The organism is Faecalicatena contorta, assembly GCF_022835095.1.
In the GTDB taxonomy this organism is placed as follows: domain Bacteria; phylum Bacillota; class Clostridia; order Lachnospirales; family Lachnospiraceae; genus Faecalicatena; species Faecalicatena contorta.
Genome location: NZ_BQNQ01000001.1, coordinates 4,552,919 through 4,577,662 on the forward strand (window position 1 = coordinate 4,552,919; position 24,744 = coordinate 4,577,662).

At 47.3% G+C, this 24,744-nt stretch carries 20 protein-coding genes; all 20 read right to left on the bottom strand.

Translation table 11 applies throughout. The features are described 5' to 3' along the window. Positions 1–82: 82 nt before the first annotated feature. Positions 83–1,285, bottom strand: coding sequence for an AI-2E family transporter (locus tag MWG26_RS20335; protein WP_025655813.1), 1,203 nt, complete (start codon positions 1,283–1,285; stop codon positions 83–85). Between the two features lie 675 nt (positions 1,286–1,960). Further along, positions 1,961–3,010, bottom strand: a complete 1,050-nt coding sequence (locus MWG26_RS20340; RefSeq protein WP_025655812.1) for a hypothetical protein — start codon at positions 3,008–3,010, stop codon at positions 1,961–1,963. A 7-nt stretch (positions 3,011–3,017) separates the two neighbouring features. Further along, positions 3,018–3,866 carry an L-ribulose-5-phosphate 3-epimerase gene (locus tag MWG26_RS20345; RefSeq protein WP_025655811.1) on the bottom strand — a complete coding sequence of 283 codons (849 nt, stop codon included), beginning with the start codon at positions 3,864–3,866 and terminating at the stop codon, positions 3,018–3,020. Positions 3,867–3,885: 19 nt separating this feature from the next. Further along, the gene (gene ptsP / locus MWG26_RS20350; RefSeq protein ID WP_025655810.1) at positions 3,886–5,571 is read right to left on the bottom strand and encodes a phosphoenolpyruvate--protein phosphotransferase; all 1,686 of its coding nucleotides are present in this window, start codon (positions 5,569–5,571) and stop codon (positions 3,886–3,888) included. A gap of 12 nt (positions 5,572–5,583) precedes the next feature. Next, positions 5,584–5,847 carry an HPr family phosphocarrier protein gene (locus MWG26_RS20355; protein ID WP_025655809.1) on the bottom strand — a complete coding sequence of 88 codons (264 nt, stop codon included), beginning with the start codon at positions 5,845–5,847 and terminating at the stop codon, positions 5,584–5,586. 144 nt (positions 5,848–5,991) lie between these two features. Continuing rightward, positions 5,992–6,480 carry a hypothetical protein gene (locus MWG26_RS20360; RefSeq protein ID WP_025655808.1) on the bottom strand — a complete coding sequence of 163 codons (489 nt, stop codon included), beginning with the start codon at positions 6,478–6,480 and terminating at the stop codon, positions 5,992–5,994. 287 nt (positions 6,481–6,767) lie between these two features. Further along, positions 6,768–8,285, bottom strand: coding sequence for an FGGY-family carbohydrate kinase (locus tag MWG26_RS20365; protein ID WP_025655807.1), 1,518 nt, complete (start codon positions 8,283–8,285; stop codon positions 6,768–6,770). Positions 8,286–8,411: 126 nt separating this feature from the next. After that, positions 8,412–9,716 carry a cupin domain-containing protein gene (locus MWG26_RS20370; protein ID WP_025655806.1) on the bottom strand — a complete coding sequence of 435 codons (1,305 nt, stop codon included), beginning with the start codon at positions 9,714–9,716 and terminating at the stop codon, positions 8,412–8,414. A 19-nt stretch (positions 9,717–9,735) separates the two neighbouring features. After that, complete coding sequence (locus MWG26_RS20375) at positions 9,736–11,088, bottom strand: uroporphyrinogen decarboxylase/cobalamine-independent methonine synthase family protein (protein WP_025655805.1); 1,353 nt, start codon at positions 11,086–11,088, stop codon at positions 9,736–9,738. Between the two features lie 41 nt (positions 11,089–11,129). Then, complete coding sequence (locus MWG26_RS20380) at positions 11,130–12,086, bottom strand: ABC transporter permease (protein WP_025655804.1); 957 nt, start codon at positions 12,084–12,086, stop codon at positions 11,130–11,132. A 10-nt stretch (positions 12,087–12,096) separates the two neighbouring features. Further along, positions 12,097–13,092, bottom strand: a complete 996-nt coding sequence (locus MWG26_RS20385; protein ID WP_025655803.1) for an ABC transporter permease — start codon at positions 13,090–13,092, stop codon at positions 12,097–12,099. A gap of 16 nt (positions 13,093–13,108) precedes the next feature. Then, the gene (locus tag MWG26_RS20390; protein WP_044926797.1) at positions 13,109–14,593 is read right to left on the bottom strand and encodes a sugar ABC transporter ATP-binding protein; all 1,485 of its coding nucleotides are present in this window, start codon (positions 14,591–14,593) and stop codon (positions 13,109–13,111) included. Between the two features lie 118 nt (positions 14,594–14,711). After that, positions 14,712–15,737 (bottom strand): sugar ABC transporter substrate-binding protein, encoded by a 1,026-nt coding sequence (locus MWG26_RS20395; protein WP_025655802.1) that lies wholly within the window; start codon positions 15,735–15,737, stop codon positions 14,712–14,714. A 90-nt stretch (positions 15,738–15,827) separates the two neighbouring features. Continuing rightward, entirely contained in the window at positions 15,828–16,187 is a 360-nt protein-coding gene (locus MWG26_RS20400) for an L-rhamnose mutarotase (RefSeq protein ID WP_025655801.1), read from the bottom strand. A gap of 533 nt (positions 16,188–16,720) precedes the next feature. After that, a complete protein-coding gene (locus MWG26_RS20405) occupies positions 16,721–17,800 on the bottom strand; it encodes a LacI family DNA-binding transcriptional regulator (RefSeq protein ID WP_117440809.1) in 1,080 nt (359 codons plus the stop codon). 504 nt (positions 17,801–18,304) lie between these two features. Beyond that, positions 18,305–19,315, bottom strand: coding sequence for a uroporphyrinogen decarboxylase family protein (locus MWG26_RS20410; RefSeq protein ID WP_025655800.1), 1,011 nt, complete (start codon positions 19,313–19,315; stop codon positions 18,305–18,307). Between the two features lie 30 nt (positions 19,316–19,345). Then, on the bottom strand, positions 19,346–21,397 hold the full coding sequence (locus MWG26_RS20415; protein ID WP_025655799.1) for an alpha-amylase family protein: 2,052 nt from the start codon (positions 21,395–21,397) through the stop codon (positions 19,346–19,348). 103 nt (positions 21,398–21,500) lie between these two features. Next, the gene (locus tag MWG26_RS20420; protein ID WP_025655798.1) at positions 21,501–22,334 is read right to left on the bottom strand and encodes a carbohydrate ABC transporter permease; all 834 of its coding nucleotides are present in this window, start codon (positions 22,332–22,334) and stop codon (positions 21,501–21,503) included. Further along, positions 22,327–23,232 (bottom strand): carbohydrate ABC transporter permease, encoded by a 906-nt coding sequence (locus MWG26_RS20425; protein ID WP_025655797.1) that lies wholly within the window; start codon positions 23,230–23,232, stop codon positions 22,327–22,329. The genes MWG26_RS20420 and MWG26_RS20425 overlap by 8 nt, the downstream gene beginning before the upstream one ends. Positions 23,233–23,322: 90 nt before the next feature. Then, the gene (locus MWG26_RS20430; protein ID WP_025655796.1) at positions 23,323–24,654 is read right to left on the bottom strand and encodes an ABC transporter substrate-binding protein; all 1,332 of its coding nucleotides are present in this window, start codon (positions 24,652–24,654) and stop codon (positions 23,323–23,325) included. Between the last annotated feature and the right edge of the window lie 90 nt (positions 24,655–24,744).

Sequence of the window (24,744 nt, forward strand, 5' to 3'; positions counted from 1 at the left end):
TCCTCATATAACCTACTAAAAAGTTGCATAAACTCTCTGCCAATATTTCTAGTATAGCACTTTTTTGCCTATTATTCTACTTTTAGTTTTCTTTCCCAGTATTCTCTTTCCTGAGTCTCAGTTCCCCGGAACTATTGTCAACTGAAAAGCCTCTTTTATCCAGACGCCCGTAAACATTATTCCGTAATAGCGTATAAAGCACAGATACGATCGGAATGAATACCAGCATGCCGACAACCCCCATAAGGCTGCCCCCAATGCTGACAGCTGCCAGCACCCAGATGGACGGAAGCCCTACAGAGCTGCCCACCACCTTCGGATAGATCAGATTTCCTTCAATCTGCTGGAGAACAAGGAACATAATCACAAAGATAACTGCCTTCATCGGCGCATCCATAAGAATCAGAAACGCCCCCACAATGCATCCGATAAAAGCACCAAAAATCGGAATCAACGCGGTAAAGGCAATCAGAACCCCCACCAGCAGCGCATAAGGCAGCCGGAAAATCGTCATGGCAATGACAAACATGGTTCCCAGTATCACCGCCTCCACGCACTGCCCGGTCAGGAAACTGGAAAACGTTTTATAAGTCAGGGAACAAACATCCAGCACCTTTTTCACAAGACCTTTCTTCAGATAGGCATACATAACCTTACGGATCTGAATATTCAGCCGTTCCTTCTGAAGCAGAATATAACATGCAAATACAAAGGCAATCACAAAAGTAGTCATACCGCTCACAATGCTTTTAGCCACCGTAAAAGTAGACCCCAGCACACTGCCGGCCCCATTTTTAAAAAACTGCATCATACCGTTAAGTATTTTGTCCCAATCAATCTTAACATCATTAATCAACGACACAATTTCCTTATTATTATCAAACAGTTCTTCCACCCAATGCTGCACTTTCGGCACAAAGTCCTGGATGCTGGCCCCCAAAGAATAAACGGTGCTTCCCAGCTTCGGAACCACAACAAATATAACAAGGGATATCACCCCAAGCACAAACAATATCGTAAGCACCAGGCTGAGAGGCCTTGCAAGTTTCTGCGCCCAAGTCTTCCCTGCTGTCTTCTTATTAGAAAACAAAGTCTTCTCCAAAAAATGCATCGGAACATTCAATATAAAAGCAATTGCGCCGCCCAGCAGAAAAGGAAATACAATCCCCAGCCCAAAGCCCAGAGCATCCAAAACAAGACTATACTTCCACAGAACAATCAGTACCACAATCGTAAACAAAATCAGGCCCCTGATCTTCTTCAAATTCTCTTTGTCCAAATTCATAAATTACCTGCCTTTTTCCACTAATTAATCAGATTGTAACCATTTAATCCACATTCTAACATATGTCGGGGGAAATGTGAAGTGGGGGGGGGGGTGTTGGCTGGTATGGGGCCGCCTGACCAGGAGGGGGAGGCTGGACGCATCCGAGCGGAACATATTACTACACATTTGGTGGGCCCTTGACGGGGGCGGCGGATTGGGTTGGTTACACAAGAAGTTCAACTTCAAGCATTTCCTTATGAGAAGCATAAGAAACTCTGGGGCAGCACTTTCCCGTGCCGCCGGCAACAATACGCTGCTCCCGTCCGGGATCCCCTCCCGGTATTGGCCACTTGCCGGCTGGGATACACCAGCTGTCCAAAATTGCACTGCGGCAGGCCATCCCTGACCCGAAAACAGGGGTGTCTGGAAGCGTCTTATGGCTGTTAGCAGGAGTTAAGCAAAAAGAATGAAAAACTGAGGGAAATATTGTAATTCCGAATTACAATATTTCCTGGCCCCAGCGCGCGAAGCCATCAGGCTTCGGGTGATGTGGCCAGGTTCCCTCAGTTTTCCATTCTTTTTACTTTACTCCTGCTTACAGACCATAACCAGTTTCCAGACACCCCTGTTTTCGGGTCAGGGATGGCCTGCCGCAGTGCAATTTTGGACAGCGTCCGTTCCCCATTCGCCTGCTCACTCCAATACCTGATACAAAGCCACCTCATCGGTTTCTCGGTTTGCTGATATGAGGATGTCCTCTCCATCTCTGGTGAAGTGATATACGTTTGCGGGGCCGCAGTCATGATCCAGTATTTCTGACTGGTAGGATTTTGTTTCCTTATTGTATGTAAAGGCGATGAGGTTTCTTTCCCCCTGTCTGTGGCCTACGACAAGGGCCGGACGGTTCAGCAGATTTCCGCCGTAGATCGCGTGGGTGAACTCCGCTGGTTTCCCGTATTCGTATACCTGGGTAAATACGCCTTCTTTTCTTTTGTAAATGCTGATCTTATCTCCATGGAACGGAGACAAAACTGCCAGTTCTTTTTCTCCGTCTTCGTCCAGATCAATCAGGACGGCATCACTTGCTGCTGTGTCAAGCAGGGTGCGGATCGTCCAGTCGCCTCCGGCAGACTCCGGCGGGATAAACTGGAATACTCCGCAGTCTGCAGAAATAATGCAGGTGTCGGTTCCCTGGTCGTCTACCCGGTAGTAGCCGTGGTTTTTCAGCATATTGTCTTTTATGACTTTCAATTCCAGCTGGTTGTCTTCCCCGAAACCGCTTAGATCCTCCGGGAGGACTGCTGCATATACTTTGCCCGGCATCGACCAGTCGTCTTTGTATTCATGGCCCGATTTGAGGGCACAGGCGATTAGATATCTTATACCGTTTCGCTCTACGATATCAAATCGGTGTACGTGGGGAAGCTCTGCCAGCGTCCTCACTTCCCAGTTCCCTTTCGAGATCGGAGTGACTATGACGATCCTGGCTTCTTTGGAGTCGTTGGGTGAGTAGAATTTGTGTGTGGCCAGGAACTGACCGTTTGTTCCCGGTACCTGCACCATACTCATTACCCCGCCAGGTTCTTTCCACACGGTGTCCACCTCGCGTCCCTCCTGGTCAAACAGGATGCATCTGTCCACTTTCTCCGCTGCCACCAGGAAATAATTGCTTCCATTATATTTTAACGGCGCTATAGAATAGCACTTTGTCAGATTCGATATTACTTGCTTGCATACTTTCACGAAATCGTTATCTCCTTTCCTCGTCATCCAGTATCTTTCTGAACATTTTGCTCGCTGACTTTAGATCCTCCGCCCAGGTATCGCTTCCGGTATACCAGAATTCGGTGACATACTTACGGATGCCTAATTCCCAAGCCGTATGGACAGCATTTTCAAAATCCACGTGCCCGGTGCCGTATGGAATTTCGCGGAATCTGCCCGGTACCGTCTCTTTGAGATGCATTGCAACCAGATGTCCTTTTCCGATATAGAGGTCTTCCAGCACATCTGTCTTATAGGTATGCGCGGCATTTGTTATATTTCCGATATCCGGGTATACATTCAAATAACTGGACCCCACCAGGGTTACATATTTCATTGCCTTTTCCACGGTGTTCATAAACTCATTTTCCATCGTCTCAAATCCCAGAAGCACACCGGTCCGTTCCGCCATATTGACCGCCTTCTTCAGATTTGTCAAAAATCTTTTTTTCGTTTCCAGGCTGGATTCTTCGTAGTATACGTCATAACCTGCGAGCTGTATGATCCGGACTCCCAGGTCATCCGCAAGCTGTATCGCTTTCTGCATAATCTCCATACCCCGGCCGCAGACCTGCGGGTCACTGCTTCCGAGGGGGTATTTCCTGTGCCCGCTCAGGCACATGGTGCGGATCGGTATTCCAGTCTCTGCCATCAGACGGACCAGCTCCAGCCTCTCCTGGCTGGTCATTTCCAGACGGCTCAGCTTCTCATCGGTCTCGTCTATACTGATCTCCACAAAATCATATCCGGCACTTTTTGCAGCCAGCAGCTTTTCTTTCCACGTTAAGCTGCCGGGCATTGCTTTCTCATAAAGCCCAAGCGTATATCCTTTCATCAAACTATCTCCTTTAAGCCTATTCTTCCAGCAGCCGCATCACAGAATCTATGACAGGCTGTTTCATTACTTCACCGGCAAGCCTCTGTGCCTCTTCATAGGAGGTACTGCGGATCTGGTGTTTTACCCCCGCCGCCTCGCCAGGTGACACACTGAATTCATCCAGTCCCATTCCCAGCAGCATTTTTACCGCTTTTGTATCGCTGGCAAACTCTCCGCACATACCCACCTTTCGGTTATACTTGTGCCCTGCCTGTATGGTCTTGTATATTGCGCGCAGAACCGCAGGATGGTAAGAATTGTACATAGCCGCAATCTTCTGATTTCCTCTGTCCACCGCCAGAAAATACTGGGTCAGGTCGTTTGTCCCGATACTGAAGAAATCTACCTTCTCTGCCAGTTCTTCCGCCATCATAACTGCCGCAGGCGTCTCAATCATAACCCCTGCCTCTATCTCTTCCTGGAACGGAATGCCTTCTTTGTGAAGTTCGTCCTTGCATTCCTCCAGCACCGCATATGCGTCCACCACTTCTTCAATGGAAATGATCATGGGGAACATAATGCGGATATGTCCATATGTACCTGCCCGCAGAAGAGCCCTGAGCTGTGTCTTCAGAATCTCTTTCTGATCCAGGCCGATGCGGATTGCCCGGTATCCAAGGAAAGGATTTTCTTCCTTTGGAAACTCAAAATAATCCAGGCCTTTATCGCCGCCGATGTCCAAAGTCCGGATGGTCAGCTCACGTTCTCCCAGAAGCTCAGCCGCCTGTCTGTATACATTGAACTGCTCTTCCTCCGTTGGAAAATGGTCGCTCTCCATGTAGAGGAACTCACTTCTGAAAAGTCCGATTCCGTCAATCCGGAACTTCACGGCATTTTTCACGTCTTCCAGGCTTCCCACGTTTCCGCATACCTCCAGCTTTCTGCCGTCTGCCGTAACGGTGGGAAGAGCGCTGGATTCTTCCAGTTCCTTCTGGCATCTATCAAACTCGTTTGCTTTCTTTTTATATTCTTCAATTACTTCCGGTTCAGGGTTAATAATAATTACACCACGGGAGGCGTCCATGATTACAAAGTCACCGGGACGTACCGCGTCCATAATTCCTTCTACCCCGACAAGCGCAGGGATACCCATCCCTCTTGCCATGATAGATACGTGGCTTGTCACACCGCCCAGCTCTGTGATAAATCCCAGAATATATTCCAGGTTCAGCTTCGCCGTATCCGACGGCGCCAGATCCCTTGCAACCAGGATCACTTTTTCGGTAATCGAATCAAAATCCCCGTCACCGATCCCTTTCAGCTTACGCATCAGGCGGTTTCTGATATCCAGTATATCTGCAGCACGCTCACGCATGTACTCGTCTTCCATCATCTCAAAGATCATGCGGAATTCTTCCGCGGTTTCATGCAGCGCCTTCTGTGCGCAGTATGACTGCGTTTGAATCCGGTTCAGCACGCCCTCCTTTAACGCGATATCTTTTGCCAGCTCCAGATGCCCTGCAAATATGTCCGACTTCTCGGCCAAAGGCTCCAGATCTGCAATGACTTCCTCGACAGCACGCTCATAAGCTGCCTTCTCAGCGTCCGCCTGCCCGACTTCAATTACTTTTTCCTCCGGACTCAGATCCTGCTCCCTGGCCACGAACACATTTCCCATAACAATGCCTTTTGAAGACGTTTTACTCACTTCAATCCTTTTCATTGCCCTGACTCCTTACTCTCCTAATCCGCTTGCAATCGCATCAATGATGGTCTTTAAATCATCTGCTTCCGACTCACCTGCACATTCCACTGTTATCTCATCTCCGCATTTGATGCCCGCTGCCATAAGAACCAGCACGCTCTTAGGATTCACTCTCTTGTCTCCTTTTACGAGAGTAACGTCAGATACGCATTTTGATGCGATATTGGACAGGATTCCTGCCGGTCTTAAATGTAATCCTGAAGGGTTCTTGACTGTGATTTTTTCGCTTACCATGGTTGAATTCTCCTTTTCTTCTTCACTTTTTTACTTTTTCTTCTTTAACAGAAAGTACTGCATTTTGCAAGTTGGCCTGTGTCTGGTATTCCGCTTTGCGAAAGGCCCGCCCCGCAGGGGCATACATCATCAAGTGCGCTTTATTTATACGCACTTTTTCATACTCAGGACGTCATCGAGTGAACTCTGAATATATATATTGGAAACATGCTGTTCCAGCACCCGTAAAACCTCTTTCAGTTTATACTTGCTGAAATACAGCTTATGTTTGCCTTTCTCCGTCTGACAGACCACTTTGATCCTGGAGGTCTGGTATTCATCAATATGTACGGATTGAACCAGATCCCAGTTCACCGTGTAAAATACCTTTTCCATTCCCTTTTCGGAAAACCCTCTCTTAATGCCGGCTGACCCGAAAATAGCCACAAGTATCAGGATATTCCGGATATTCTCTACCACGCTGCCCATGTCCGAGAGCGGAAAGATCATCAATGCAAAAAGTACAATCAGCGTAAATGTAAAGAAATCATCCTTGCCCTTCATCACAATCTTACGGTTTCTTTTGAGGATAAACACCACCTCAACAATTAGAACAACAATAAACACGAAACATAACATATAATTCCATATCATAGCTCTCCGCTCCTTTCTTTATGTTCATTATATCACCGCGTTTTTTATAAATCAATCACTTTGTTCTTAATTATATGATTATTTATCCTATTTATAAGATCATTTTCGCCTTATAATAAATACAAAAGAACTTTATGAACTTTTTTCATAAAAATTCACATTAGCAATATACACTGTTCTGCCTTGAACATAAACAAAGTGGGCAAGCCCGCTTAAGCTACCTCCCCTCCACATACAAATTGAAAAAACCGCCCACTTCTGAGCGGCCCTTTTCCTGCCTATCCGGACTATTCAATCCTGAACCGCCCCCATGTACCGCCCAGGCCCTCAATTACTGCTCGGTAAGTCCTGTATTTTTCTTCATATACTTCTTTATAAAACGGACGCGGCAGTACGGTCTTTGTAATCTTGACGGTGCGATTCACTGCCTCCCGGTAATCCCGGTAAATTCCTGCTGCAATTCCTGCTGCCATCGCCGCTCCCTGGGCTCCCAGTTCCTTATCTTCTATCACATCCACCGGGATCTGCAGAGCATCTGCAAAGATCTGTACCCACACATCCGAATTGGCAGCACCGCCTGACAGACGGATGGACTTTGGCGCTTCCCGGTTCTGCAGAAGTTTTTTCACATGTGTAAGATGAGAGAATACAACTCCTTCGTACACCGCCCTCAGCATATGCTTTTTACTGTGGTAAGCGCTTAGGCCTGCAAATGTACCTTTTGCAAGTGCATCCTCATTAGAGCCATTCAGAAACGGCAGGAAAATGAGATTGCAATCCTGCGGTTCTACTGATTCCGCCCAGTCATTGGTCAACTCATAGACCGAGCCCCCCGCTGTCCTGCATTCTTCTTTCTCATGGCTCATCAGATTCGTGATAAACCACTCCATATTGCCGGCCGAGGTAGGGCTGCTCTCTTCCACAAGGAAATATCCTGGGATACAGAACATGGAATTGAGCGACACGCTGCCGTTGGTCACTGGTTCCCGGCGGATAAATTCGTTAATGCTCCAGGTTCCCGCTACCATGCACATCTGTTCCTCATCGCACAGCCCGGAGGCAATTCCGCAGGCATCCACATCAAACATTCCCGCCGCCACCGGAATACCGGCCGGCAGATTCGTCTGCCGGGCAGCCTCCTTCGTCACATAACCGCAGATATCGGCGGCATATCTGAGCGGAGGGAGTTTGTCATAGATCTCTTCCAGCCCGAACAGCCCCAAAAGCTCTCTGTCATATTCTTTTGTGGTCAGGTTTACCAAATTAGCACCGGAAAAGTCCGTATACTCCGCATATGCCTCCCCTGTAATCTGAAAACGGATATAATCCTTTACCGCAAATATGTTCTTCACATCCCGGAGCACCTCCGGATAGTGGTCCCGGAACCATGCCAGCAGGCTGACAGGCTGACAGGCAAGGATCGTCTGACAGGATCTTTCGAATACCTTGTCCATCGTACCGTCTTTCTCCCATCTTTCTACATACTCCCATGCCCGCGTGTCCGTAGAAATGATCCCATTATACGCGGGAGTCCCGTCTCCCTTCACCATGTACAGCCCTTTCCCGTGCCCGGAAAAAGAGACACCTGCAATATCAGACGGGCAGATGCCGCTCTTTTCAATTGCCGTGCGCACTGCCAGTACGTTAACCTCCCACAGCTGTGTCATATCCCGCTCCGTGTACCCCGGTTTGGGAGTAATGGTTGTTGTCGGCACGCTGGCCGCGGCGATTTGACTCCCGTCTTCATCAAAGACAGCGGCTTTTGAAAACGTTCCCCCGTTGTCTATCCCAACCAAATATCTCATGTTCCGCCTCCTTCTGTGTCCATATTTCCACCCTTATCTCAAATGGCACCCTGCTCGTTGTTATCAGCGGCACTGTACCGGCATGCCAATTTTGCTTTCAACACACCGGCACTTCTTTCACTGTTTTTATCCGCAGACACTTCTCGGCACATCCGGATGGTTCGGGCCAAAATGTTTTAAGAGCACCAGTGGTTCCACCCGGCTCAGGTTCGTAATCGTGACCCCTCTCCCGGCTGCGTCCTCTGAAACAAAAAACTCATCCGTACTCTGCTGCCCAAAGCGGAGCAAGGCAGCCGCTTCCGCATCGTAGCCCCCTATTTTTCCGTGTCCCTGTATAAAGATGCAGCCATAAGCAGCACCATCCTTAATCGTAACCGTCCGGCCCGGATAAACGGTCAGCTCTTTTGCGGCAATATACTCATTGGCATAGGTGATCCAATTTTCAGTATAGTCTTCCGTCCGGGATGCGGTTACCGGCGGCCGGAAGTAATGTTTCCGATAATGCGGATCCACATTTTTCTCCCAGTCCAGGAGGCTGAAAATATAGTCAATGTCGCCCTGTCTGTCCGCCGGGCATTCCTCATCCAACATCTCCGGAGGATACACCTCCCCGGAAACTATATTTTCATAAACAGAATTGACATCGGAGTTCCACTGCGGCTCATAGGTCAGCACCGATGCAGGCGCATGAATGACCCCTGCCGGCGTATACCATCCCGTCCCCAGTTCGATCCTGTACGCACGGGAAAGTTCCGTAATCCTCGTATCATCGTCCCCAAAATGTCGGATTCTTTCTTTGACCTCTTCCGGCGTCACATCCGGGTCAAACCCGAAGTAGGTGTAGCCTGCTTCTCCGAAATAATTGTTCAGCTGTTTCGGGAAATAATAACACTCCGGTTTGCCAAGCTTGCCTACCCTTGCCGCGTCTTCAAACATCAGATGGACATGGTGGAAGAGAGGATTTTCATTATCGAAAAACTTGGAATACATGGGCCAGCCGTTATACCGCCCCATCAGCTCTTCTCCCACCAGTTCTTTCCCCAGAACCTTGACCGCATCCCGCAGGGCAAACTTTTCATCAGAATCATATGAGACGCTTACATAGCTCATCCCTTCATCTGCTTTAGACAATTCTCCGTTTTGTGCGGCAATAGTAGATGCAAACCAGCGCTCCGTTATGGAACCTCTGGCCATTCCGAATGCAAAATAGTCGTCCGGGTGCAGTTTTAATCTGCGGCCTGCTTTCCCAAACCTTCTGGGAACAAATGCAGGAAATAAGCGGAGGATCCCTTCGCCCGCCTCAAATGTTTTCCGAATGACCGCCTCATCTTCTGTTGCATCCTTTACCACAAGATTGCCGCTCTTCTTTGCCTCACGTAGTCTCTCATCCAGCTCTTCGCTGCTTTTTATGATTAATTCTTTTTCCGTCATATGTGATGTCTCCTTTTCTTTAACCCAGATTTGCAATCTCCTCACGGCAGATTTCAACCCAGCGGCATGCATTATACGGGTTATGTCCCAGCGTATTATTATCCTTCATGATCAATTCCGGGATGCAGTCCCTGGTGCAGGCCAGCGCCTTTCTCACCGTTTTCCTGACCTCATCCTCGTTCATTACCGGAGAGGCAAGCGCTGTAGGCTGCGGTTTGAGCGATGCTATATACCGGTTTCCCAGAAGCTCCGGTATCAATGTCCAGTCCGCCCATGCAGACATGGAGACTCTTCTCAGGTTCGGAATTTGTTTAGCATACTCAAATCTCTCAGTAACAGACTCACAGCACCCAAAGCAGTTCAGCCCGAACCGGCTGGCCAGCCTTTTATGGTATGGGAGTATGAACTCTCCGTACATTTCTGCACTCACGGTATTCGTCTCCTGGCTTTCCACAAATCCCCACATCTCCTTTGTGGTCACCGGCCGTTTCAGTTCCTGCTCTGTCGGAAGCTGATTTGTCCAGCCGAATCCGCCCGAGCCCACATATGCCCCCTCTGTATTTAAGGCAAGCAGGCGCTCCTTCTCGAACCAGTCCAGCCGTTTTTCGATCCCCGTCGTCATCAGGTCCATCACCTTATGTATGTACTCCGGCTCCAGAATGAAGTCACATAAAAAGTTATCAAATCCCCTGAGCATAATGTAATCCACCGTCATCCCCAGGGACCACCACCACACCGGATGCCGCCTGACCGTCAGAATCCCGTCAAAAACCTCATGCGCCAGATTCAGCACACGGTCGGACTCTTCATAGTCGATAGTAATAACAGGATAATGCAGTTTTTCAAAGTCTTCCTCATAGTCCCTCAATCCGCCGATCATCTTGTAGGCGCCGCCCATCTCGCCGCCCTCTTTTTTCATCTCTACGCCCCATCCATCGTCGGAAAAGGAATAATGTACGTCAAAATATGGTTCAATCACTTTGTCATCTTTTAGATTTTCATGCCAGTAGATCTGTTTCAGAAGATGCATTTCCCATACCCTGGCCATATTGTCGTGACATTCCAGCATCTCCGGCGTGATGATCTCATTCCAGCCATTTTCCGGATCTATGAATACAAGCGGCTGGGTGGTCTGCAGGTCATTGTGGGCAGTCCAGAGCCTGGCCTTTTCCTTTTGAACGGGCAGCGCCGCAATTTCCGCGACCCGCTTTCCCAACGTGCGGAGACGTTCTATCTCCTGAGGTGTGAACATAAGACTGCTGTTCATCGCCTGGATCGGCGGAAATCCCGTCGCCAGATGCTCTTTGGCCGGATCCCAGGATGTATGATTGCTGTTGCTCACGCTTAAAATAGCGCTTTTCTCTTTTCTCATTTTATCTGCCTCTCTTTCTGTTTCCAACTGCTTCCCCGTCTCTAAATTCCGGCCAGTTCGTCTTCCCTCTTCCGGTTGTTCCATGCATCCAGGATGACAATCGCAACAACAACTGCACCCTGTATCAGCTGCTGGAGATATGCATATGCATTGATATGGGTAAATATCTGGCTCAGCATTCCGATAAATACCATCCCCAGGAAGGTACGAAATACGCTTCCCCTGCCGCCGGACAGGCTTGTTCCCCCTAAAACCGTAGCAGATACTACAGACATGGAAACGTCGCTTCCATATAAAGGGGAACCAGCCTGCAGTCTGCAAGTCAGAAGAACTCCCGCAAAAGCTGAAGCAAATCCCAAAATCACAAATAACAGAAACTTGATCTTTTTCACACTGATCCCGGCATACTCTGCCACATTATAATTGCCGCCGGTTGCAAATACATTTCGCCCGAAAGCAGTCTTTGTAAGCACATAATGGGTAATAAGGACACAGATAAAAAATAAAATGGCAATGTATGCAATTCCGCCAATATTTCCCGTCCCGAACGCCCTGGTCGCTTGATTGACGGCTGGGATCGGCATCCCATTGCAGAAAGTGAGCATAATCCCTTCCACGGCAAGCATTGTAGACAGAGTCACAATAAAGGCATTCAACTTCAGGATCGAAACAAAGAAACCATTCACCGCACCGATCACGCCCCCCGTGATCAATATAAGGACAATAGACGCAAAGATCCCGATCCTGGGCATCAGATAAGCAAAAAGCAGGGTAGAAAACGGCAGAATAGACCCGACACTCAAGTCGAATTCCCCTCCGATGATCGCTATCGTCATCGCGCATGCCACGATCCCATATACAGAAATCTGTATCAGCAGTCCTTTAAAAGTAGAGAAGGAAAAGTAACTCGGATAAAAAATGGCCATAAACACAAGTAATACTGCAATACAGACAATTACCAGATAAGATTTACAAAATTTGCTGACTCGTTTTATCATCTTTTCCACCTCACACTTTCGTCGCAAGCATCTCGTTTTCAGCCTTTGCGCTGCGCAGATCCATCAGAACCGCTGCCAGTATGATGGCGCCTCTTACAATTTTCTGCGGATAAGCAGTTACACCGACTACGTTCAGGGCATTTGTAAGAACACCCATAATCACAACGCCCATCAGAGTTTTCCAAATACTTCCCGCACCGCCGCCCATCCGGCTGCCTCCCAACAGTACCACTGCTATGGCGTCCAGCTCATATCCGGTTCCCTGTGTGGGCGATGCGCTGCGCACACGCGAACACAGGCAGATCCCTCCAGCCGCTGCCATAAGTCCGGATATCGCATATACGCTGATTCTGATCAGCCTTGTCCGAATTCCGGACAGGCGCGTAGCCTCTTCATTGACCCCGATACAGTACACTAATCTCCCGAAACTGGTCTTCTTCAGGATGATCTGCGTCGCTACAATAAAGATAAGAAAGATTGCAACTGTAATCGGTATCACGCCCCAGTAGCCCTGTCCGATCACCATATAGCTTTTATACTTTGACGCGTATGCGATAGCTCCGTTGGTAATACACAGTGCAGCGGAGCCTAATACCGTTGACATTCCAAAAGTGATAATAAAAGAGCTTCCCATCGTCCCGCCAGTCGCCGATACAAAAATACCGTTAAAAACTCCCAGTACAAGCCCTGACAGCAATGCCAGAACCATGGCGCCAGGAACGCCAACCTGTGGGATCAGCACAACGGAGATTACCCCGCAAATAGACATCAAAGATCCAACCGACAGATCAACGCCTCCTGATATGATAACAAAGGTCATTCCAATGGCCAAAAGCCCGGTCGCCGAAATCTGCTTGAAAATATTAATGATGTTCTGGCCCGTTAAGAAAGCCGGGTTAATGATACCTGCAACAATTATGATAAGGATCAGAATCGAAAGCATGCCGTATTTACTTGCAATATAGTTCAGCTTTCTTCCCGCCTGATTACCCTGACTTTTTATCAATGTATTCTGCCTCCTCTCATTCAATGGCGTATTTCAGCACGGCTTCTGGATTGATCTCTGCGCCCTCAAGTTCGCCGCGTATTTCTCCGTCATGCATCACGATTACCCTGTCACTCATTGCTACCACTTCATTCATATCAGAGGAAATCATAATGATCGCTTTTCCCTGTGCTGCCAGCTCGTTCATGACCATGTAGATTTCGTACTTCGCCCCCACATCAATGCCCCGTGTCGGTTCATCAAAAATCAGGATATCAGCGCCTGAAAACAGCCATTTTGCAATAACTACCTTCTGCTGGTTCCCGCCTGACAGGAAGGAAACCCTCTGCGTAGCGGAGGGCGCCTTAATCTTTAGTGTCTTGAAGTACTTCTGCGCTTCTTCTTTTTCAATGCTTTCACCGATCAGGCGGAATTTATTTTTGACTTTCTCCAGCCCCACCACGCTGATGTTCTGCGTAATGGGCATTTCCAAAAGCAGGCCCTGCGTCTTCCTGTCCTCGGGAAGCAAGACGATTCCGTTCTTTTTTGCCTCCAGGGGGGATTTCATATTCAGCTTCTGCCCTTTTATCTCCACTGTTCCACTGACGGCCTTGTCCGCGCCGACCAGCAGCCTCACTGCCTCGGTCCTGCCGGCGCCAACCAGGCCTGCCAGACCCAGTATCTCTCCTTTTCGCAATTCAAAAGAGACGTTTTTTACTTTATTTCCACGATTTAGCGCGCTTACCTTCAGCACCGTCTCTCCTAATACCGCATCCCTTGCCGGGAATTCCTGCTCCAGTTTTCTGCCGACCATTTTTTCGATCAGCTGCTGTTTTGTCGTATCTTTTACAGCCGATGTATCAATAATCTGCCCGTCTCTGAGTACCGTTACGGAGTCACATATCTGGAAGATCTCCTCCAGGCGGTGCGAAATATAGATAACCGTAATTCCCTTACTTTTCAGATCCAGAACAATATCGAATAAATTCTTCAGTTCATTTTCCGTAAGCACGGCTGACGGTTCATCCATAATAATCACCTTTGCATCAACAGACAGCGCCTTGGTGATCTCGATCATCTGCTTCTCGGCGACACTTAAATTCTCAACGGCCTCTCTCACATCAATGTTGTAATTAAGGCTGTGCATCAGTTCTTCGGCCTTTTTATTAATATCTTTCCATTGAATTGCCTTCTTCCCCTTTTTCAGCCGCCCAATAAAAATATTCTCTGCTACGCTTAAAGACGGAACCAGGTTAAATTCCTGATAAATGATCGACAAGCCATTTTTCTGGGCCTCTAGGGGATTTTTATTCATAACCCGTTTGCCGTGCATCCATATCTCCCCGCTATCCGCAGAGTATACTCCATTGAGTATCTTCATCAGGGTAGACTTTCCAGCGCCGTTTTCTCCTACCAGCGCTCGGATCTCTCCTTTATTGACGCGAAATGAAACATCATCTAAAGCAATAACTCCGGGAAATCTTTTGGTAATATTCTTCATTTCCAATATAACATCTGACATGTCTGACCTCCTAAGTTAAACGGATATTCAACATCCGCATGCTGTTTTATTACAGCCGGCAGCCCGGTGAACAGGCTGCCGTTGAAACAGTAAGGGAGGCGGGCCTCCCTTACGTTTGTTATTGATTATAACCATGATCAATACTTTCACAGTTTTCTTTTGTAACAGCCAGACATTCTGTCTTATACCAGGTATCAACCTCTTTGCCTTTGATCACATCTATGGCAACATCAAGAGCGGTAATACCTTCCCATGACGGAGACTGCGTGCAGGTACCAAGGAGGCTGCCGTCCAACAGAGCTTCTTTGGATTCATCGCCCATATAACCAAGGCCCATAACTTTAATCTGGTCTTCTTTCCCCGCTGCCTTTACCGCTTCGATCGCTCCCAGAGCCATAGAGTCATCCTGTGCAAAGATCATCGCCAAATCCGGATAAGCCGCAATCATATCGTCTGTCGCTGACATTGCTTTTGCCTTGTCCCAGTCGCAGATCACCTGCTGTACGATCTCAATCTTGCTTCCCTTAATTCCTTTTTGGAAACCTTCTGTTCTGTAAATCTGCGCCTCCTGGCCTGCAAAACCTTCCAGTGTGACGCATTTTCCGCCTTCCGGCAGCTGCTCAACGGCAAGCTTCCCAACGACTTCACCCTCATAACTCGGGTCACAGCAGACCAGAGAATCAGTCAATGCTTCCACAGATTCGTCGACACGTGTATTGCAGACAATTAAGGGCAGCCCGGCATCGTGGATTGCTTCTACAATCGAAACAGAACCCGCCATATCGCTTGGCGTCAATATCACTGCATCAAAATCCTGCTCGATAATGCTCAGTGCCTGGTCGTACATCACCTGATTATCCGTTTTTCCGTCCAGGATCTGTAGTTCAACCCCCAGCTCCTTCGCATGCCCTTCCATAGCACTGTTTAAGTATCCGAAATATGGGGTTGAAACCAGTGCATTCAAATAGGCAATTTTATACCCGCCGCTCTTTGCTTCCCCATCCGTCTTTTCCTCTTTGGTCTCTTTCGTATCTTCTGTTTTTGTTTCCGCACTCTTTTTCTCTGATTCCCCTGAGCCACATCCGATTAACATAGACGTAACCAATGCAACACTAAGAACTACACTCAACATTTTCTTTTTCATACGATTTCCTCCTGTTTTTAAATTGTTTTTTGATTATCATTAAAGCTTTCGTCCCAGCTTTAATTTCATTGCATTGATCATGAAAACAAATCAATTTTCCTCAAACTTTCCTGCCAGCTGCTGATTCAGGTCAAACACTTTGCGAAGGCCATTTACATCATCCCTGGCCTTGCCGGATGCATCTGCAAAAGGACTCTCCTCAATAAAATCTGCTACGTATTCAAGCCACTTTTTTCCGACCTCGCTTTTCCCGAACTTCTCCGTATACGTCTTCATATCCTCACACTCAACGAATACCAATGCTTTGTTTCCCAGCATAAATATGTACTCTTCCTTTGTTCCCGCAGCCTTCAGACATTCCAGCAGCTCATCCCATGGATGCAGATGTGCATTTACGTACTCCTCGAAACGCTCCGGTTTAATTTCATTTACAATACAATATTTTTTCATACCCTCACGATGCCCTCCATCACTTTCTCTTTGCGTGAATCCGTTACTTCGCTAATCTGCCTGACGCGGCAGTATAAAATCCCCCCTTCCCTTCTCTGTATCTTTTCCGTTTTATCTGGTTGGTATTTTTTCAATTCCAGAAAAACGTTTTTCTAAGAGTCAAAAAAAATTTTGATTGATTGTGTGCCGTCCCTTTTTTACTCTTAAAACTTGTCTTAAGCATATTCCCATAACCCCCTTTTGTCAATGCTTTTAACAGAAAAACGATTTTTTTGTATAAAATATAAGATACCACACCCCAAATTTTATACACAATTCACAAAAAACGTTTTTCTCTGGGCGGTTTTTGTGTAAGGGGGGGCGCTGCGGGAAGCGGACATAAGGGGGGCTGGAAACGGGTTAGGGCTGTGAGAAGGAGTAAAGCAAAAAAGAAGGGAACTCCGGGCAACCTGGACACATCACCCAAAGCCCGATGGCTTTGCGCGCTGGGTCCAGGAAAATGTGTAATTCGGTATTACAAATTTTGCCCGGGTCTACCAATCGGCCAATATCCAGTCTTCGGGGGCATCTGCCACTGTTGATTTTCGTACCACAAGCCTGCTGTCCATTTTGATTCCCACGGGTGCTCTTTTTTCCCCGGGATTATCGATCCGTTCCATCAGCAGCTTTGCCGCCTCGATTCCGGCATGGCGTTTTCGTATGTGTATGGTGGATATAGCCGGTTCTACAACGCTTGATATGAATACATCATCGTATCCAATCAGTTTTACTTCCTCGGGTATTTTTTTTCCGTATTCCCTCAGGAGCTTCAATGCTCCTACGGCCATCTGGTCGTTTGCACAGAAGACACCGTCCAGGCCCGGTACGTTGTCCAACAGCGCTTTCATTCCCCTGTATCCGCTTTGGTGGCTGTAATCGCCCCTCACGATCATCGTGTTTTCATCCACTGGTAAATCGTTTTTTTCCATGCTGGTTAAATAACCCTGCACACGCTCTTCCGCGACCTCCATGATTTCAGGGCCTGAAATATGAACAATTTTCCTGCAGCCGCAGTCTACCAGATGCTGCACTGCCTTCTGCGAATTCTCATAGGCATCAAAATAGACGGAATCTATACCAAACTGGGTGAAATCTCTTTCCATACTGACAAGTGGGATCGGCTTATACCGCTGGGACGCCTTGATCAGCTTACTCAAATACTTCTCCCTGTCCTCACCGGAAACAAGAGACACAAAAATAATGCCGTCAACACGGCTTGAAATCAGATTCTTGAATATATCCTGCTCCCGTTTTGCAGCATCCTTGTCCCCATATTCCCCCCGCGTGTCGCAGATAACCATATGGTAACCGGCACGCTCGGTAATCGAAGCAATCCCTTTTATAATATAGGGATAAAAAACACCGCAGATATCTTCCGTTATGATTCCGATCGTCCCCGATCTGTTACTCTTCATACTTCTTGCAATTGGATTTACCTCATATGACAATTCCTCTACTGCCGCTTCCACCTTGCGAACCAGTTCGGGACTGACATATTTTGTTTTATTTAAAACATTTGAAACCGTAGAAATAGAAACTCCGGCCTTTTGCGCCACATCTTTTATTCCATGCATCTTCGTTATCCGTACCTCCTCTGAAGGTCCTGCACCGCTATCAATCCATTACATTATAAAGTATTTCCCCAAACATATCAATCGGGATTTAGCGGCGGGTTTTAGCCCGCCCAGGCGCGGATGGAAGGGGGACGCTTACCGTGAGCCGGGAGATGCTGCGGCTCACGGTAAACTGGTTCATCCGACCGGTAGGTTATGCCCCGTTACTAAGGTGGCGCTCAAACGGGGGCAGCGGATGAAGTGGGCTATGCGTATCATGCATCTTGCTTAAATAAATTTTAAGGCTTTTATGTATGGGTCCTTTGGGACTGTTTTTGAAGACCAGTATATTCACGGATAACAAGGCAATCTAAAACTTACACCAACAGAAACGAATCACCAGTTCTATCCCATCCGCTGCTACCGTACGGGACCTCTCCAGGGAATGAGCTCTTAACTACCGTTTGGATGCAACAGCTCCCGCACTCACCTCGTCATTCGCGTCCCCCCCATCCGTCAACGAGTCTAAAGCTCGTTACTACTCCCATATTGATTTGCGGTTTTTATGAGTGCGCAGAGGTTTTCATAAGGTACATCCTCCTGGATCTCCTGGGACGGCCCTGTAATATACCCTCCATTTTCTTTCATGGCTTCTATGACTTTTCTGGCCTCCGCTTCCACTTCCTCCGCAGTCCCATAAGGCAGCACTCTTTGTGTGCTGATCCCCCCATAGAATGCGATGCGCTTTCCATAATCCTTTTTTAGCCGGTAGATATCCATGCACTCGGGCTGGATGGGATTCAGGCACTCTACTCCCATCTCTGCAAGGTCATCCATAATCCGTATGATATTTCCACATGAATGTACAAAAACATTTTTCTTGTATTTTTTTATTAACTTATACTCTTGGATCTCGCCTTCTTTGATAAGGGTGCGGAAGCACTCGGGGGACATGATCAGGTCATTTTGTGTTCCCCAGTCTGATCCTAGAAGCACGCCGTCTATATATGGGCATGTCAAGATGTTTTCGAGCATAACAAGGTTTTTTCTGATGATGAGCTCCAGCAGTTTACGGCACCACTCTGGGGCAGCCGCCAGGTCGCACAGAAAGTTTTCTATGCCCCGGCTGAAATAGGCCTTTTCCCAGTGGCTTCCCCAAATGGTAACCAAAATGTATGCATCGTAATTCTTTTTCAGATATTCCACCTTTTCAAAAAATGCTTCATAGCTTCCTTTTCCGATTGTATCAGGTAATCCCTCGGGAGTGTCCTCTTCTTTAAACTCTGCCGGAAGGTTAATCCAGTCCCACCAAGGTGCTTCAGCATAAAGAATAAAATTACCAATTGCAAGGGATGCAGCTTCCTTTTGGCTTAGCTTACCCTGCCGATAGTCCGTCTGTATTTTTTCATTTCCATAGTCGTCAATCAGACGGTCTCCGTATAGCCCATACCCCTCTTCTGTCAGATATATAGAATATGGCACTATTCCGGGATCTTCAAAATTCAGAGATTTCTTTACAATCTGCGTTCGGTTCATTACATCCTCCTATCGTTTATACTCTTGCTCCTAAGATAATCTTACTTCCACAATCTGGTGTCCGTTCACCTCCGGGACATGGAATATCACTCTTTCCTTTTCAGATCGGTACTCAAGCGGAACATTCTGCGGCTGGCAGTATACTCCTTTCACTTCTCCCGGTACTTCTACACTGCACTCAATATTATAAACAGGCAGCACATCCTCAATGACGTCAATAGATTCGCAGCGCCTTTCAGGAATGTAATGCAGCAGATGCACAATCCTTCTGTTTTGGGCCGGCTGGTCATTTACAGCGGTAAGCAGTGCGGAAGGTCCGTTATGTGTGATAATCCGTTCCTGAAGAAGCAGACATACCGCATCCTTCACCATTTTTTTGCACCAGAGAGGTGCATTGTATTGATATTGTATGAAGACAGGATGTGAAAAATAAATGCTGTTTCCGTTTTGTACGACAGCCGGCTGTGCTATTTCTCCCGAGCAGGGCGACTGCCTGTGTGAACAAAAGTACCGGTAATCTCTGTCAAAAACAGAGGCATACGCATTTACAAGCACGTTTGCTCCCTCTTTTGCATCCACGTCGACGCCTCTCGCATACATGACATGATAGTCCTTTGGCAGATCCTTTCCGATCACATCCCCCGGAAGAATATACTGGCAGTAATCTCCTCTGTCATAGATCTTTCCGACTACATCTTCTCCGTATACGTCAACTGGCTGTTCCTCTCTCTTTGTTACGCCGATATCCAGTGCGAAGCTGGCTTCGTCGGGAGTGAGTCCCGATTTACACGTAAATATAGCCTTTCCTCCATTTTCCATATAAATGGAAAGTTTATCGGCAAACAGCGGATCAACAGGGATTTGGTCCGGAAGGATCAGCAGCCTGTATTTTGCGAAGTCACTCTGCGTGTCCACCACGTCAAATTGAAATGCGCATTCCTGAAGCATCCTGACTGCTCCCTGGAGTGATTTCGGCAGATTGTCATTTGAGGCACCCACAAATTCCTCTGCGGTAAATACGCCTATTTCCACTGCGGGTTTCACGTCATCGCACCAGGCCTCTTTTTCTTCTACCTGCTCATACACTTTTCCTATAAGGTCATAAACCGCAGGTGACAGCCTCCCGTCTGGATTGAGCTGATCCCCGATTAGGCACTTTGCCCCCATTGCCAGCATATGAAAACATTCAAATTCCAGAGCTGCCTGGTTCTTGTAGGAATGAAAATCACCCCACATGGTATGGAATTTGCCTGTCTGGGCGAGATATTCTTTCCCCAGGTTCCTGGCATAGCGCACTGTGGAGGGAAAGTGAAGATATCCCCAGATACCGCTCGGGAGCGACTCCAGCTCGTAATGGGTATAGGTATCCCCATTGCGCCTCTGATCCGTCCCCACATGTCCTCTGTTGTAAAAGATCGTGGTATTCTCAGATTTGCTGTGGATAAATTCTGTCATTTCTCGCTGCCATTCGTCGATTGTTTTCTTATAAAATTCCAGCCTGTCCCCGCGGTCCAGAGGATTGTATCCGTTCTGTTCCATCAGCTTTCTGCAGGCAGGACATGCACAGGGCACGGGAAAAACAATGTCCAGAAACAATCCGTCGATTACCTCAAATGTATCCAGAATCTCTTCCACGTGCTCTTTCAAAAATTCCCGGTAACCGGTATTCAGGCACAGCGTCTCGTAAAAGCCTGCCTCAAACGGCTCCTGCTTCCTGCCGGACTCACCGATTGACTGCCCGTTCTCATCGATACAAAGCCACTCCCTGTGCCTCTGTGAGGTGTAGTAGTCCCACTGCACCGTTGTATAGACCGGAGTACGGATTCCAATTTTACGGCAGGCCTCAATCTGCTCCTTAAGAAGATTTTTATTCACAAGATTTGGATGCACACGCTCCGGATTCTTTTTGGAGTCATAATAAATCATGCCGTGATGGCATCTTGCAAACAGAGTGACCGAATTTACATGTGCTTTCTTTAATGTCTGCGCAAATTCTTCGGGGTCAAATCTCTCCCCTATATTTTTTATCGTCTCATTTGTGTGAAAATCCAGATGAATTTCACGAAATGGCAGTTTTCCCATATATACCTCCAATTTATAATGTTAGCAGTTCGGGCATGGCTGAACTGCTGCTGCCCATGCGGGGGTTCCCCCCGCCAGACTATCCGCACTTTTCCGGGCGCGCCTAACCTTTGACCGCTCCCGCCGTCATACCCGCAATGATATTCTCCTGGAAGATGAAGTAAATCAGCATCGTAGGAAGAACTCCTATCATAACGGCTGCACACATCCCCGGAAAATTTGAAAACCGGTCCCCGGCAAACATATTTAATGCCAGCGAAACTGTTTTGAGTTCATTTTTCTTTAATAATATCAGCGCAATAATCATTTCATTCCATGTTCCAATAAAAGACAGCATTCCCATCGTTGCAATCGCGGGCCTGCTCAGCGGTACCACAATTTTAGTAAACGTTTTGAGCCCATTGCAGCCGTCAATCAGGCCGGCCTCCATCAGTTCTTTGGGCAGATTTTTCATAAACCCGCAGATTACAAATATCATATATGGCATTCCCGTAGCTATGTATACGCAGATCAAAAACGGAAGGTTGTTGTATCCGTCCATGTACTTTGCCATGATTGAGATTGGTATAATTAACACCTGGGCAGGAATCAGCATCCCGATTACAAACAGTCCCAGAACTTTATTGGAACTTTTAAAGCGAATCTGTGTAATGACAAAGGATACCATACAGCTGATGACCAGCTGGCACACGACTGTAGTTATGGTGATAAAGAAGCTGTTAAAAATGCTTTTTCCAAACCCCATATCCGCAAACAGCCCTGCATAATTTTCAAAGTGCCAGGTTTCCGGAAGGCCGAACATATTTGTATACATGGAGGTCTGTGTTTTAAACGATGTCAGAAAGGTATAGATCAGCGGGTAGATCGTAATAACCGCCCAAATTATCAGTACAATATAACAGATCAGTTTTCCAATGCTAAAACCACGCTTAATCATCCGAAGCATCTCCTTTCTTTCCCTGGAACCCCTTGAAATACACAAAAACAGATGCAATTGCGCCGACCAGCATGACAAACAGGGCCATCACGCTTCCCCTGCCGAAATCATTTCCCCGAAAGGAGGTGATGTACATATACCCCATAGGAACCATATTGGCTTCTCCAGGTCCGAATGTTCCGCTGGTGATTACATAAAAGACATCGAAGGCTTTCATGGAATTAGACAGAACTAGAATTGTCGCCACCGCCAGTATTTCTTTCATCATTGGGATTGTGATTTTAAAGACCATATTCCAGCTGTTGGCTCCGTCAATCGCAGCCGCCTCATACAGTTCACCCGGTATGCCGATCAGTCCAGCGAGCAGGATTACAAAGGGCATCCCTACCTGAAGCCATGTATTAATCAGCGTAATCACGGTAAAACAAATGTCCGGATCCGTCAGCCAGGACCTTGCCAGTGTCCCCAGACCCATGTTGTTCAAAAGCATGTTCAGCATGCCTTCATTGGTAGATAAAATCATCTTCCACATGAGGGATACAGCGGTTACAGACAATACCGCCGGCAGGAAAAAGGTCAGCTTGAAGAATCTCGAGCCCTTCAGTTTTAAAGAGACAAGATATGCCAGTATAAATCCGATTACCATTTGGGATACAACACTGATCACAACAAAATATATCAAACGCCCAAAGCTGGTCCAGAACTTCGGGTCCGTAAACACCTTTGCATAATTCCGAAGCCCGATAAATGAGAATTCACTGCCTCCAATTCCGCGCCACTTAAAAAAAGACAAAAACGCTGTCTCAAATACAGGGCTTATCATAAATATAATATAAAAAGCGAATGCCGGGAGCAAAAATGCAATTGCGAGCTTTTTATTCTTTTTAAAATCCAGCAACTGTTACACCTCCTGTTTTTCCGGGGCAGGGCATGCCCGGCGCCCGGAAGGGGCGCTCTTCCCCGCATGCTCTGTTTGATCCCTCATTCTTTACTCGCTGTACATTTCCACTTCCGCATCAAGTTCTTTTCCGGCCTGTTCCGGGGTTAGCTGCCCGTTCACCAGTGCAGAGGCCACGTCTCTGATTTTGGTTAGCATTGTGGATACTTTGTCGTAGTTGGTCACGTCGGTCGTTGCTGCGTCCGCGTTATTAATGACATCGGCAAATTTACTATTCAGACGGTTTACCTTTTCAGGATCCGCCTCCACATCTTTATTAGCTACAAGCACCGCATTACTGTTGGCAAGAACCGTCTGTCCCTCAACACCGCAAAGTGCCTTGCAGAGTTTCCAGGATGCTTCAATCTGTTCATCCGAAGCATTGGTTGCAATTCCCAGGGCGATGTCTCCGCCCCCGAAGTTATTCTTCGCAAATTCTTCTTTTCCTTCAAATACAGGCATCTCAAAGAAGTCAATGTCATCACCGACCTCAGAATCCGGGCCCGTATACGCCTCCGCATGAGCTGAGATTCCAAAGTTCAAAGCCGCTTTCCCTGTCTGGAGCATCGTCATTTCGTTCGAAAAATCTACAGATGCAGGCTCCGGCCCAAAGGCTTCCATATCTACCAGCTTCTGCAGTTCCTCCCATGCAGCCACCGCTTCAGGAGAAGAATATTTCATGCTTCGATCGCCAAGCGCCTTGGCCCCTTCTACTCCGTTCATCCTATAGAAAATTGCAGAATACAGGTGTTCTACACGCCATCCGTCTTTTGCGCCTAAAGCCCAGGGAATGACATCCACCGCCTTTAATTTTTCCACACAATCCAAAAGCTCGTCCCAGGTAGCGGGAACCTCTTTGATTCCGGCTTTTTCAAATAAAGCTTTATTATAATAGAATCCGCCCGATACGCTGGAGAACGGTACGCCCCACATCCCCTCTATGTCATCATACCGCAGATTCAGGGCATTCAGGGTAACATCAGCAAACTGTGCCTTAAACTCCGGTTCTGCATCCATCTTCTCCGTCATATCCAAAACTTTTCCAGACTGCACTGCCTCATACATCTCAGCGCCGCCCCAGTGCATAAACACATTAGCAAGAGTATCGGAGGCGATCTCGGATACCAGTTTCTCGTGATATTGTGAGCTGGACTGTACCTCCAGTTCCACTTTGATATCCGGATTATCCTTCTCAAACTGTTCTACAAGTTCCATAACCGGTTTGTATCCCGGTTCCGCTTCGCCTAAAGTTGAATAGAATCTGATCGTTACAGGTTCTTTATCAGAACCGGAATCCTCCTGCTTGCTGCTGCATCCTGCCGCAAGTGATGTAACCATTGCCGCCGCAAGCCCTACACTTATTACTTTCTTTAATGCTCTCATTTTCTACCTCCTGTAAATTATAAATTTTCTTTTTCTAAATAAAGTATACGGAAAAATAAGGGAAAGGAAAAGAAACTGAATTCTTATTTT

Coding starts and splice junctions, on each gene's coding strand:
- MWG26_RS20335 (WP_025655813.1), bottom strand. CDS start 1,285: ATGAATTTGGACAAAGAGAATTTGAAGAAGATCAGGGGCCTGATTTTG.
- MWG26_RS20345 (WP_025655811.1), bottom strand. CDS start 3,866: ATGAAAGGATATACGCTTGGGCTTTATGAGAAAGCAATGCCCGGCAGC.
- ptsP (WP_025655810.1), bottom strand. CDS start 5,571: ATGAAAAGGATTGAAGTGAGTAAAACGTCTTCAAAAGGCATTGTTATG.
- MWG26_RS20355 (WP_025655809.1), bottom strand. CDS start 5,847: ATGGTAAGCGAAAAAATCACAGTCAAGAACCCTTCAGGATTACATTTA.
- MWG26_RS20360 (WP_025655808.1), bottom strand. CDS start 6,480: ATGATATGGAATTATATGTTATGTTTCGTGTTTATTGTTGTTCTAATT.
- MWG26_RS20365 (WP_025655807.1), bottom strand. CDS start 8,285: ATGAGATATTTGGTTGGGATAGACAACGGGGGAACGTTTTCAAAAGCC.
- MWG26_RS20370 (WP_025655806.1), bottom strand. CDS start 9,716: ATGACGGAAAAAGAATTAATCATAAAAAGCAGCGAAGAGCTGGATGAG.
- MWG26_RS20375 (WP_025655805.1), bottom strand. CDS start 11,088: ATGAGAAAAGAGAAAAGCGCTATTTTAAGCGTGAGCAACAGCAATCAT.
- MWG26_RS20380 (WP_025655804.1), bottom strand. CDS start 12,086: ATGATAAAACGAGTCAGCAAATTTTGTAAATCTTATCTGGTAATTGTC.
- MWG26_RS20390 (WP_044926797.1), bottom strand. CDS start 14,593: ATGTCAGATGTTATATTGGAAATGAAGAATATTACCAAAAGATTTCCC.
- MWG26_RS20395 (WP_025655802.1), bottom strand. CDS start 15,737: ATGAAAAAGAAAATGTTGAGTGTAGTTCTTAGTGTTGCATTGGTTACG.
- MWG26_RS20400 (WP_025655801.1), bottom strand. CDS start 16,187: ATGAAAAAATATTGTATTGTAAATGAAATTAAACCGGAGCGTTTCGAG.
- MWG26_RS20405 (WP_117440809.1), bottom strand. CDS start 17,800: ATGCATGGAATAAAAGATGTGGCGCAAAAGGCCGGAGTTTCTATTTCT.
- MWG26_RS20410 (WP_025655800.1), bottom strand. CDS start 19,315: ATGAACCGAACGCAGATTGTAAAGAAATCTCTGAATTTTGAAGATCCC.
- MWG26_RS20415 (WP_025655799.1), bottom strand. CDS start 21,397: ATGGGAAAACTGCCATTTCGTGAAATTCATCTGGATTTTCACACAAAT.
- MWG26_RS20420 (WP_025655798.1), bottom strand. CDS start 22,334: ATGATTAAGCGTGGTTTTAGCATTGGAAAACTGATCTGTTATATTGTA.
- MWG26_RS20430 (WP_025655796.1), bottom strand. CDS start 24,654: ATGAGAGCATTAAAGAAAGTAATAAGTGTAGGGCTTGCGGCGGCAATG.